This is a genomic window from Neisseria sp. P0019.S002, assembly GCF_051957155.1.
In the GTDB taxonomy this organism is placed as follows: Bacteria; Pseudomonadota; Gammaproteobacteria; order Burkholderiales; family Neisseriaceae; genus Neisseria; species Neisseria perflava.
Genome location: NZ_JBQCWS010000003.1, coordinates 1 through 12,310, shown reverse-complemented (window position 1 = coordinate 12,310; position 12,310 = coordinate 1). Strand labels below are relative to the sequence as shown.

11 protein-coding genes are annotated in these 12,310 nt (G+C 48.5%); 7 read left to right on the top strand and 4 right to left on the bottom strand.

Annotated features, from left to right (window positions below; all coding sequences use genetic code 11):
• Positions 1-341: 341 nt before the first annotated feature.
• From acnD to ACTHTY_RS05395, 3 genes are all read left to right on the top strand, one after another.
• Positions 342-2,948 (top strand): Fe/S-dependent 2-methylisocitrate dehydratase AcnD, encoded by a 2,607-nt coding sequence (gene acnD / locus ACTHTY_RS05405; RefSeq protein WP_440366699.1) that lies wholly within the window; start codon positions 342-344, stop codon positions 2,946-2,948.
• A 117-nt stretch (positions 2,949-3,065) separates the two neighbouring features.
• On the top strand, positions 3,066-4,235 hold the full coding sequence (prpF, locus tag ACTHTY_RS05400) for a 2-methylaconitate cis-trans isomerase PrpF (protein WP_440366698.1): 1,170 nt from the start codon (positions 3,066-3,068) through the stop codon (positions 4,233-4,235).
• Between the two features lie 212 nt (positions 4,236-4,447).
• Positions 4,448-5,659 carry an acetate kinase gene (locus ACTHTY_RS05395; protein ID WP_107867339.1) on the top strand — a complete coding sequence of 404 codons (1,212 nt, stop codon included), beginning with the start codon at positions 4,448-4,450 and terminating at the stop codon, positions 5,657-5,659.
• A gap of 75 nt (positions 5,660-5,734) precedes the next feature.
• Here the strand turns inward: ACTHTY_RS05395 and purM are convergent, their stop codons facing one another.
• Entirely contained in the window at positions 5,735-6,769 is a 1,035-nt protein-coding gene (gene purM / locus ACTHTY_RS05390; RefSeq protein WP_003686290.1) for a phosphoribosylformylglycinamidine cyclo-ligase, read from the bottom strand.
• Between the two features lie 203 nt (positions 6,770-6,972).
• On the opposite strand from purM, the gene ACTHTY_RS05385 reads away from it, so the two are divergent.
• Both ACTHTY_RS05385 and ACTHTY_RS05380 read left to right on the top strand, forming a co-directional pair.
• Entirely contained in the window at positions 6,973-8,043 is a 1,071-nt protein-coding gene (locus ACTHTY_RS05385) for an AI-2E family transporter (protein ID WP_440366697.1), read from the top strand.
• Between the two features lie 66 nt (positions 8,044-8,109).
• The gene (locus ACTHTY_RS05380) at positions 8,110-8,826 is read left to right on the top strand and encodes an S-methyl-5'-thioinosine phosphorylase (protein WP_440366696.1); all 717 of its coding nucleotides are present in this window, start codon (positions 8,110-8,112) and stop codon (positions 8,824-8,826) included.
• 46 nt (positions 8,827-8,872) lie between these two features.
• Here the strand turns inward: ACTHTY_RS05380 and ACTHTY_RS05375 are convergent, their stop codons facing one another.
• The 3 genes from ACTHTY_RS05375 to ACTHTY_RS05365 form a co-directional block, all read right to left on the bottom strand.
• Positions 8,873-9,367, bottom strand: a complete 495-nt coding sequence (locus tag ACTHTY_RS05375) for a hypothetical protein (protein ID WP_049328665.1) — start codon at positions 9,365-9,367, stop codon at positions 8,873-8,875.
• 145 nt (positions 9,368-9,512) lie between these two features.
• A complete protein-coding gene (locus ACTHTY_RS05370; protein WP_049322347.1) occupies positions 9,513-9,947 on the bottom strand; it encodes a hypothetical protein in 435 nt (144 codons plus the stop codon).
• Positions 9,940-11,247: a homoserine dehydrogenase gene (locus ACTHTY_RS05365; RefSeq protein ID WP_049343858.1), complete on the bottom strand. Its 1,308-nt coding sequence runs from the start codon at positions 11,245-11,247 to the stop codon at positions 9,940-9,942. The genes ACTHTY_RS05370 and ACTHTY_RS05365 overlap by 8 nt, the downstream gene beginning before the upstream one ends.
• A 205-nt stretch (positions 11,248-11,452) precedes the next feature.
• Between ACTHTY_RS05365 and ACTHTY_RS05360 the strand changes: the two genes are divergently transcribed.
• Together ACTHTY_RS05360 and ACTHTY_RS05355 are read left to right on the top strand one after the other, a co-directional pair.
• Positions 11,453-11,827, top strand: coding sequence for an Mth938-like domain-containing protein (locus tag ACTHTY_RS05360; protein WP_440366695.1), 375 nt, complete (start codon positions 11,453-11,455; stop codon positions 11,825-11,827).
• Between the two features lie 241 nt (positions 11,828-12,068).
• The coding region (locus ACTHTY_RS05355) for a PAAR-like domain-containing protein (protein ID WP_440366694.1) at positions 12,069-12,310 on the top strand (242 nt) is incomplete at its 3' end.

The window sequence follows — 12,310 nt, the reverse complement described above, 5'->3', positions numbered from 1 at the left end:
ATGAATAAATGATGTTTTCGTTTTTCGACGGCCTAGTGCAGTATGCGAGAGAGAGAGCCGGCCGTTTGGAAAACATGCTGCTCTGCTGTCGTCATTCCCATACAGGCAGAAATTCAAAAGTTGAAATGTTCTGCTGTAAAGAGTGCTGAAAGATTTAAGTTTGGATTTCCGTCTATACGGGAATGATGGTAGCGGAGCAGCAATTTTTTTTCATACCGCGAATAGATTTCAGACAACAAGCAATAAAACAGAATTTATGGTTTCAGACGGCCTTAAGGTCCGAATCAACAGGCCGTCTGAAACCCCAAAACCAAAAAAAGAATAGATTTAGGAGAACCGACATGACTGCCAACCAACGCTACCGCAAAGCTTTGCCCGGTACGGATTTGGAATATTACGACGCGCGTCAGGCGTGTGAAGACATCAAACCAGGCTCTTACGACAAGCTGCCTTATACAAGCCGTATCTTGGCTGAGAACTTGGTCAACCGCGCAGACAAAGTCGACCTGCCTACGCTGCAAAGCTGGTTGGGCCAGCTGATTGAGGGAAAACAGGAAATCGACTTTCCTTGGTATCCGGCGCGCGTGGTGTGTCACGATATTCTGGGTCAGACAGCGTTGGTGGATTTGGCAGGCCTGCGCGATGCGATTGCCGAAAAAGGCGGCGATCCTTCCAAAGTGAATCCTGTGGTGCAAACCCAGCTCATCGTCGACCACTCTTTGGCCGTTGAATGCGGCGGTTACGATCCCGATGCCTTCCGCAAAAACCGCGAAATCGAAGACAGACGTAACGAAGACCGTTTCCACTTCATCAACTGGACAAAAACCGCATTTGAAAATGTGGATGTGATTCCGGCGGGCAACGGCATTATGCACCAAATCAACTTGGAAAAAATGTCGCCGGTTGTCCAAGTCAAAAACGGTGTGGCATTCCCTGATACCTGTGTCGGTACTGACTCACATACACCGCACGTCGATTCACTGGGCGTGATTTCCGTAGGCGTGGGCGGTTTGGAAGCCGAAACCGTAATGTTGGGCCGTGCATCCATGATGCGTCTGCCTGATATTGTCGGCGTTGAGCTGACCGGCAAACGCCAGCCGGGCATTACTGCCACCGACATCGTGTTGGCACTGACCGAATTCTTGCGTAAAGAGCGCGTGGTTGGCGCATTTGTTGAATTTTTCGGTGAGGGTGCAAGAAGCCTGTCCATTGGCGACCGTGCCACTATTTCCAATATGACTCCTGAGTTCGGCGCAACTGCCGCGATGTTCGCTATTGATGAGCAAACCATTGATTATTTGAAACTGACCGGTCGCGACGACACGCAAGTGAAATTGGTGGAAACCTACGCCAAAACCGCAGGCTTGTGGGCAGATGCTTTGAAAACCGCCGTTTATCCGCGCGTATTGAAATTTGATTTGAGCAGCGTAACGCGCAACATGGCAGGCCCAAGTAACCCGCATGCCCGTTTTGCGACCGCCGATTTGGCCAGCAAAGGCTTGGCAAAACCTTACGAAGAGCCTTCAGACGGCCAAATGCCTGACGGTGCAGTGATTATTGCCGCGATTACTTCGTGTACCAATACTTCCAATCCGCGCAACGTTGTCGCTGCCGCGCTGTTGGCACGCAATGCCAACCGTCTCGGCTTGAAACGCAAACCTTGGGTGAAATCTTCGTTTGCCCCAGGTTCAAAAGTAGCCGAAATCTATTTGAAAGAAGCAGGCCTGCTGCCTGAAATGGAAAAACTCGGTTTCGGTATCGTTGCCTTCGCATGTACCACCTGTAACGGTATGAGCGGCGCACTGGATCCGAAAATCCAAAAAGAAATTATCGACCGCGATTTATACGCCACCGCCGTATTGTCAGGCAACCGCAACTTCGACGGCCGTATCCATCCATATGCGAAACAGGCTTTCCTCGCTTCGCCTCCGTTGGTCGTTGCCTACGCGCTGGCAGGCAGCATCCGTTTCGATATTGAAAACGACGTACTCGGCGTTGCAGACGGCCGCGAAATCCGCCTGAAAGACATCTGGCCTACCGATGAAGAAATCGATGCCATCGTTGCCGAATATGTGAAACCGCAACAATTCCGCGACGTTTATATCCCGATGTTCGATACCGGCACAGCGCAAAAAGCACCAAGCCCGCTGTACGACTGGCGTCCAATGTCCACCTACATCCGCCGACCACCTTACTGGGAAGGCGCATTGGCAGGGGAACGCACATTAAGAGGTATGCGTCCACTGGCGATTTTGCCCGACAACATCACCACCGACCACCTCTCGCCGTCCAATGCGATTTTGGCCAGCAGTGCCGCAGGCGAATATTTGGCGAAAATGGGTTTGCCTGAAGAAGACTTCAACTCTTACGCAACCCACCGCGGCGACCACTTGACCGCCCAACGCGCAACCTTCGCCAATCCGAAACTGTTTAACGAAATGGTGAGAAACGAAGACGGCAGCGTACGCCAAGGTTCTCTGGCACGCGTTGAACCCGAAGGCAAAACCATGCGTATGTGGGAAGCCATCGAAACCTATATGAACCGCAAACAGCCGCTCATCATCATTGCCGGTGCGGACTACGGTCAAGGCTCAAGCCGCGACTGGGCTGCAAAAGGCGTACGCCTCGCCGGTGTTGAAGCGATTGTTGCCGAAGGCTTCGAGCGTATCCACCGCACTAACTTGATCGGTATGGGCGTGTTGCCGTTGCAGTTCAAACCGGGTACCAACCGCCACACCCTGCAACTGGACGGTACGGAAACCTACGACGTTGTCGGCGAACGCACGCCGCGCTGCGACCTGACCCTCGTGATTCATCGTAAAAACGGCGAAACCGTCGAAGTTCCGGTTACCTGCCGCCTCGATACTGCAGAAGAAGTATTGGTATATGAAGCCGGTGGCGTATTGCAACGTTTCGCACAAGACTTCTTAGAAGGAAATGCAGCGTAAGGTAAATCGGGCATAGTCAAAATGTTCGGGCTATGCTCAAAAAGGTTTTCAGACGGCCTCGAATGTTTGAGAGGCCGTCTGAAAAAACCATACTAAAAATACAAAGGAGAACTCGAAATGCCGCAAATTAAAATTCCAGCCGTTTACTACCGCGGCGGTACATCCAAAGGCATTTTCTTCAAACGTACCGATCTGCCGGCCGCTGCGCAGGAAGCAGGCGAGGCACGCGACAAAATCCTCTTGCGCGTACTCGGCAGTCCAGACCCTTACGGCAAACAGATTGACGGTTTGGGCAATGCCAGTTCGTCCACCAGCAAAGCCGTGATTTTGGATAAATCCGAACGCGCCGATCACGATGTCGATTATTTGTTCGGACAAGTTTCCATCGACAAACCTTTTGTCGATTGGAGCGGCAACTGCGGTAATCTGACCGCCGCCGTGGGCGCATTTGCCATCGAGCAAGGCTTGGTCGATAAATCCAAAATCCCTTCAGACGGCCTGTGTACCGTCAAAATCTGGCAGAAAAACATCGGCAAAACCATTATTGCCCATGTACCGATGCAAAACGGCGCAGTTTTGGAAACAGGCGATTTTGAGCTTGACGGCGTAACGTTTCCGGCAGCCGAAGTACAAATCGAATTTTTAGATCCGGCCGACGGCGAAGGCAGTATGTTCCCAACCGGCAATTTGATCGATGAAATTGATGTGCCGAATATAGGCCGTCTGAAAGCCACGCTTATCAATGCCGGTATTCCAACCATTTTCCTGAATGCCGCAGATTTGGGCTATACAGGCAAAGAGTTGCAAGACGATATCAACAACGATGCCGCGGCTCTGGAAAAATTTGAAACCATTCGCGCGTATGGCGCGCTGAAAATGGGTTTGATCAGCGATGTATCCGAAGCTGCCACCCGCGCCCATACTCCGAAAGTCGCTTTTGTCGCCCCTGCGGCCGATTACACCGCGTCAAGCGGCAAAACCGTCCAAGCTGCCGACATCGATTTATTGGTACGAGCGCTGAGCATGGGCAAATTGCACCACGCCATGATGGGTACCGCTTCAGTCGCCATCGCTACCGCCGCCGCCGTGCCGGGAACGCTGGTCAACCTTGCAGCCGGAGGCGGAGCGCGTAAAGAAGTCCGTTTCGGTCATCCGTCAGGCACACTACGTGTCGGTGCCGCCGCCGAATGTCAGGACGGACAATGGACGGCCACCAAAGCGGTCATGAGCCGTAGCGCACGCGTGATTATGGAAGGACAAGTCCGAGTACCGGAAGATTGCTTTTAAGTTTTCAGACGGCCGCAGCATTAAACAAGGCCGTCTGAAAACCAAATAAGCAGATTTTAGTCAGGTAGCGATACCTGCAATGGAGATTAGGGTTGGGCATGAAGCCTGACTAAACACCAAACCAAAGGCAATCTGAAAAGCTCTCAAATGTTTTTGCTCTTTTCAGACAGCCTGAAGCCAAAAAACAATCAAAAATTCAAAGGAGAAACACCATGTCCAACCAACTCATTCTTGTTCTGAACTGCGGCAGCTCTTCACTCAAAGGTGCCGTTATCGACCGTAAAAACGGCAAAGTTCTCTTAAGCTGTCTCGGCGAACGTTTGGGTACGCCTGAAGCAGTCATTACGTTCAGCAAAGACGGCAAAAAATGCCAAACAGCTTTGACCGGCCGTAACGACCACGCCGGTGCAGTAGGCATGTTGCTGAAAGAACTGGAAAAACACGGCCTGCACGACCGCATTAAAGCCATAGGCCACCGCATCGCACACGGCGGCGAAAAATACAGCGAATCTGTTTTGATCGACCAAGCAGTCATGGATGAACTCGATGCCTGCATTCCGCTCGCTCCGCTGCACAACCCTGCCAATATCAACGGCATTTTGGCTGCGCAAGAGCATTTCCCGGGTCTGCCCAATGTCGGCGTGATGGATACTTCGTTCCACCAAACCATGCCGGAGCGTGCCTACACTTATGCCGTTCCGCGCGAATTGCGTAAAAAATACGCTTTCCGCCGCTACGGTTTCCACGGTACCAGTATGCGTTACGTTGCCCCTGAAGCCGCACGCATCTTGGGCAAACCTCTGGAAGACATCCGCATGATTATTGCCCACTTAGGCAATGGCGCATCCATTACCGCGATCAAAAACGGCAAATCCGTTGACACCAGTATGGGCTTCACGCCGATCGAAGGCTTGGTAATGGGTACGCGCTGCGGCGACATCGACCCGGGCGTATACAGCTACCTGACTTCACACGCCGGTTTGGATGTTGCCCAAGTTGATGAAATGCTGAACAAAAAATCAGGCTTGCTCGGTATTTCCGAACTCTCCAATGACTGCCGTTCTTTGGAAATCGCTGCGGATGAAGGCCATGAAGGCGCACGTTTGGCTTTGGAAGTAATGACTTACCGCCTTGCCAAATACATTGCTTCGATGGCTGTGGCTTGTGGTGGCGTTGACGCACTCGTGTTCACCGGCGGCATCGGCGAAAATTCACGTAACATCCGTGCCAAAACCGTTTCCTATCTTGATTTCTTGGGTCTGCACATCGACACCAAAGCCAATATGGAAAAACGCTACGGCAATTCAGGCATTATCAGTCCGACTGATTCCTCTCCGGCTGTTTTGGTCGTTCCAACCAATGAAGAGCTGATGATTGCCCACGATACGGCTCAGTTGGCCGGCTTTATGGAAGAAGCAGGCTAGGGCGAAGATTTTCCTAGAACATAAACAATAAAAAGTGCGGATTCATCATCCGCACTTTTTTAATTACATCTCAAATCAAGCCACTTGGGTTTGATGTTCGTCGCCGTTGCGCTCACGAACTGCGCCCAAGCGGTAAACGGTTTCGCCTTGTTCGCTCAAGAATGCTTGTACTGCATCGGCATCTTCTTTAGCAATGATAACGACCATACCAATACCGCAGTTGAAGGTACGGTACATTTCTTGGGTTTCCACATTACCTGCTTTTTGCAGCCATTGGAACAGTTTAGGCAATTCCCACGCTTTGGCATCGATTTGTGCAACGGTATTTTCAGGCAAAACGCGAGGTACGTTTTCGGTAATGCCGCCGCCGGTAATGTGAGCCATACCTTTAATGGTGAATTTTTCCAAAGCGGCAAGGATAGGTTTCACATACAGGCGGGTAGGGGCGATGATGGCTTCGCGCAAGGTTTTGCCGTTGTCAAATTCCGCATCCAAATCGGGATTGTCGCGCTCGATGATTTTGCGTACCAAAGAGTAGCCGTTGGAGTGTGCGCCGTTGGAAGCCAAGCCCAAAACAACGTCTCCGGCCTGAATGCTGCGGCCGTTAATCACGCGTTCTTTTTCAACCACGCCGACGGCAAAACCTGCCAAGTCGTATTCGCCTTCGGGATACATGCCCGGCATTTCGGCAGTTTCACCGCCAATCAAAGCGCAACCGGATTCTTCGCAACCTTGGGCAATACCTTTAATCACATCAGTCGCACGGGCAACGTCCAGCTTGCCGCAAGCGAAATAGTCCAAGAAGAACAAAGGTTCTGCACCTTGAACCAAAATATCGTTGACACTCATGGCAACCAAATCGATGCCGACGGTATCGTGTTTGTCCCAGTCGAAAGCCAGTTTCAGCTTGGTGCCGACGCCGTCCGTACCGGAAACCAATACCGGATTTTTATATTTTTTGCCGATTTCGACCAAAGCGCCGAAACCGCCCAAATCACCCAACACTTCAGGGCGCATAGTACGCTTGGCAAAAGGTTTGATGTTTTCGACCAGTTGATCGCCTGCGTCGATATCCACGCCTGCGTCACGATAGCTCAAAGAAGTGCTCATTGGATTTCCTTATTCGGGTATGGGTAGATTGTCGGAGCGTATTTTATCTTAAATTAGAGGATTCAGGCTGAATTTTTTGGCATTATTGTCAACAATTTTTATTTTATCTTAATAGCCGTCGCGCTTTCAGACGGCCTTTGTGAATCTGTTATACTGCTTATTGATTTCGAAAACCTTAAACATCAATTGGGAAATACCTTTTTATGTATCAAAAGAAAGCGCGCGGCGCAAAACCGTGGATTATTATGGCTTGCGTCATCGCAGCCTTTATTTGGCTTTTATATGCCTTGGGCGATGTTTTGACGCCGTTTATTGTGGCCGCCGTTTTGGCCTATGTTTTGAATCCCTTGGTCGAGTGGCTTCAATTGAAGCGTATCCGTCGCGCACCGGCCTCTATGATTATTATGGCACTGGCTTTGCTGACATTGCTGTCGTTGGTGCTGATTATCGTGCCTATGTTGTTGAACCAGTTTAACAATCTGGCCGAACGCCTGCCGCAAATCGTCGGCTTTGTTCAAAACAAACTGTTGCCGTGGCTCAATAGCGTCAGCGGGGATTATATTCAAATCGATCAAGAATCAATTATTGCATGGTTGCAGTCGCATACGGATGAGTTGAGCAATACGCTTAAAGAATGGATTCCTACCTTGATGCGTCAAAGCGGCAACGTGATCAGCGGCGTCAGCAATTTGGTGTTGTTGCCTTTGTTGCTGTATTACTTCTTGCTGGATTGGAAACGTTGGTCTTCCGGAATCAGCAAATTGGTTCCGCGCCGTTTTATCGAGACCTACACGCGTATCAGCGGCAATATGGATGAAGTTTTGGGCGAGTTTCTGCGCGGCCAACTGATGGTTATGATGATTATGGGCTTGGTCTATGGCTTGGGCTTGATGCTGGTCGGTTTGGATTCTGGCTTTGCCATCGGTATGATTGCCGGTATTTTGGTATTTATTCCGTATTTGGGTGCATTTACCGGCCTTTTGCTGGCAACAGTTGCCGCGCTTTTACAATATGGCTCATGGCAGGGCTTATTGATGGTCTGGGCTGTATTCGGTGTCGGACAATTCTTGGAAAGCTTTTTCATTACGCCTAAAATCGTCGGCGACCGCATCGGTTTGTCTCCGTTCTGGGTGATTTTCTCGTTGATGGCTTTCGGACAACTGATGGGTTTTGTCGGTATGCTTTCCGGTCTGCCGCTTGCCGCCGTAACATTGGTTTTATTGCGTGAAGGCGCATCTGCCTATTTCGGCAGCCATTTCTACAAACATAAATAAATCGATAATATTAAGGCCGTCTGAAATCTAAGTTTCAGACGGCCATTGATAACAAAGAAAGTCTATATGTTAGCCATTATCGGCGGCAGCGGTTTGACCAAACTGCCGGAACTCGAAATTACCGAACGAAAAATCGTACGCACTCCATACGGCTTAACCAGCAGCCCTATTTTGTTCGGCAGGTTGGGGCGCTTGGATATTGTTTTTCTTGCCCGACACGGCTTCAGTCATACCATCGCGCCGCATGAAATCAACTACCGCGCCAATATTTGGGCGTTACATTCTTTAGGCGTTGAAAACATTATTGCCATTTCTTCAGTCGTCGGTATCAATCCTGATTTTGAAAACGGCAGCTTGGTGTTGCCGGACGATTTGATCGACTATACCTATGGCCGTAAAGATACTTTTTTTGAAGGCCAAGAATGCCCGGTTGTCCATACCGATTTTTTCAACCCTTATTGCGATGAATTGCGACAAAAGTTATTAAATATCACGAAAGCGCACAATGTGCCGATTTACGACTCCGCCGTTTATGGCTGCCTGCAAGGCCCGCGGCGTCCAACCCGCGCTGAAATCGCCCGTTATCGCCGTGACGGGGTAGATGTACTCGGTATGACCGGTATGCCTGAAGCCGTTTTGGCCAGGGAGTTGAAAATGGCCTATGCCCACTTTTGCAGCGTCAGCAGCATTGATTGCTTTGATAGCGGAGTAGGGACTGAGGGCTGTGATGAACAGACTTCTATGGCGATGACGAAAATCCGACAATTATTGAATGGTTTGTAACTGATAATGCCGTCTGAAATGATGTTTTCAGACGGCATTGTTTTATTTAAGAAGCTGTTTCACGTGCCCAATGGGGTAGGGAAGCTTTTTGTTTGCGGAACGAGGCAAGTTGCATGCCCCGACATTTTTCAAAAATCAATTCGACCCCGCTTTGCAGCTGTAAAATCAAATTGGTATGCGTTTCCGTTTTAATAAAATCGATATTGCGTTGTACCAAGCGTTGAATGACGGCATATACATCAAGGCAGCCATTTGCAAAAAACCACGGATTTAACTTTACCCAACGGCCGCCGCTTAATGCAGCATCAGGCTGAAAATCAGCACGAATCTGTGTCAAACGATTGTCGGAGAAATGCAGTTCGATATCGCCATAAAGCCAAATATTCCAGCCTTTTTGTACCAACAAGCCTTTAGGGACGCAATCAGGCGCAGGAAACATCTGCAAAATAGACTCTGCCGATTGTCCGATTTCCAGATAGTCAAATCGGCCGGTATACAAAAAATCATAAATATCAACGGCAATAGGAAAGTGGTAACGCATGGCAACAACCATAGAAAAGCAATTAACCAAGCTATCTTAAACTTAAAATATAATGAAATCAATTCTTATTACTACTTATTTATATAAGAAAGGCCGTCTGGAATTTCAGACGGCCTTGTAGGCTTTGATTTAAATCGGTATTGGTTTACTCAGCCTTTAAATCAGCCACGCATTGCTTATCGCGTGCCTCAAAAGCTTCCGCACCACCCAAGAGTTTGAGTTGCTCCTCAGGGCTGATTTTGCCGAAGTTTCGAATTTGCTCGTCAGAGAGTTTGCTTAAAGGCTGATCCCACATGCAGACGCAATAGTCTTGAGCTAATTTCTCGTTTTGCGCATCCAAACCTTTTGCCTTCAAATCAGCTTGCCATTTTTCAGCAAAAGGAATGTTTTTCACGCAAGATTCCACTACATTTTGTTTCATCTGCGGCTTGTTCATGGCGCATTGTGAGAGCAGGGCGGTCAGAGCCAGCAAAGACAAAATAATCCATGCCCAAATGCGGATGGTGCGGATTTTTGCCTTGGCTTTCTTTCTGGCCGCCAGTTGTTCTTCAGACGGCCTTTCCGTTTGTTGCTCAGTCATGCAGGCTTTCCATGCGGATCATGGTGATCGGAGCATCCACGCAACTCAACGCTTCAATCGCAGCGATAGCGCGTTTGACGTTGTGTTCCACTGTGGTGTGGGTCAGAATCACAATTTCGGCAGTACTTTGATTAATCACGCCTTTTTGAATCAGAGCCTCGATAGAAACATTTTCTTTGGCCAAGAGTGCGGCAATTTGACCCAAAGTGCCCGGTTCGTCAGTTGCTTGAACGCGCAGATAGTAGCTGCTGGTGATTTCATCCATAGACAGAATATTTTGCGCTTGAACTTGAGAAGGTTGGAATGCCAAGTGAGGAACACGATGGTCAGTTTCCGCTTCAATCAGGCGGGCAATATCAATGATGTCGGCAACTACGGCAGAAGCAGTCGGCAATGCACCGGCGCCCGCACCGTAATACAAGGTTTCACCAACCATATCGGCATTGACACGGACAGCATTCATCACGCCGTTAACGTTAGCCAGCAAACGGCTTTCAGGAATCAGAGTAGGGTGTACGCGCAACTCGATACCTTTGTCGGTTTTACGGGTAATACCCAACAACTTGATACGATAGCCAAGTTCTTCAGCGTATTTGATATCGCGGCTGTCGAGTTTGCTGATGCCTTCCAAATAACAGGCAGAAAAGTTCATCGGCGTACCAAATGCCAATGCGCTCATAATCGTAATTTTATGGCCGGCATCATGACCTTCGATATCAAAAGTAGGGTCAGCTTCTGCATAGCCCAAAGCCTGAGCTTCTTTCAAGACGTCTGCAAACGCGCTGCCTTTTTCACGCATTTCAGTAAGAATGAAGTTGCTGGTACCATTAATAATACCGGCAATACTGCGGATTTGGTTTGCAGCCAAACCTTCACGCAAAGCCTTGATAATAGGGATACCGCCGGCAACAGCAGCTTCAAACTGTACCATGACATTTTTTTCTTCCGCCAAAGGGAAAATTTCATTGCCGTATTCAGCCAGCAGTTTTTTATTGGCAGTAACAATGTGTTTGCCGTTTTCAATCGCTTTCAATACCGCATCTTTGGCAATACCGGTACCGCCAAACAATTCCACAACAACATCAACATCTTGATGTTGAACCAGCTCAAACGGATCTTTGATAAAAGCAGCATTTGGGCAAATTTGTTTGGCTTTTTCTTCGCTCAAATCACAAACAGCAGAAATACGGACTTCACGTCCCAAGCGGCGGCTGATTTCCGCAGCGTTGTCCTGCAATACAGTGGCTGTACCGCCACCGACTGTACCCAAACCTAAAAGACCGATATTTACTGGCTTCATTGTGTCTCCTTTTGAGCCGATACTTTGAAATAATCACGAAAAACCAAGGCTTGTTATAATCGCTTGCAATCGTAAATTCAGAGCAAAGCATCAATGCACAAGGTCAAACGTTGAATCCTACCTGATATTGCTTGATTTTGCACCTTTTTTTGCAAGTTTCCCAAGGCCGTCTGAAAATCGTTCTACCATAAAAACAGGAATTGCCATGAAAATCACAGAAAACCATATCGATGAAGCCACATCATTTTTTTCATCCTCACAAGGTATATTGCAAATCGGAGAACAAACATATTCAGAACCCATTTGCTGGCAAGATGGCAAAGTAAGCATCATTCCTCGAACAACCATCGAAGAATTAAATGAACAAATTTTTATATCAGCAATTGAAACAGCAGAAAACCGTCCTGAAGTCATTATTATAGGTACAGGAGAAAAACAAAAATTCCTGCATCCCAAAATTGCTGCAGCCTTATCAGCCTACGGAATCGGCTTCGAATGCATGAACACAGCTTCAGCTTGTAGAACTTTAGTTTTACTGCAAGGAGAAGAACGAAGCACATGGGCTTGGTTGTGGCCATAATTTGTAGAAAAGACTATTGCATCATGCCAGTTTATGTTCGCATAATTTATATTATGTTAAATTAATAATACTAGTATTTTAGCCTGTTAACTCCTGTTTCTCCTAGCTATACAATAACTTACACAAAAATCCTATCTGAAATTTTTCACTACGCTTTTCTTTTCATATCTAAATAAAGTAAGATTCAGTCAACGGATATCAATCTTCATATTACCATCCAATCTCTGGAGTAAAGCACCCCATGGCCGTCAATAAAATCGCCCGTAAAAGCAGCAAGTTCCGCGTTGTCTTTACCGTCCCCGATTTCTGTTGGCCGCCTCCACCCGCTCCCCCTTCCGTTCCACCCATCCCCTTCTCACTCTTTGCCGACCTCGGCGGTGCCAAGACCGTTGCCAAAGACGTACGCCTCAACCGCAAACCTGCTTTTGTCTTTAATGCCAGTAAGACGGATAAAACTTATGGCGACGAAATCGCCCTTCCGGG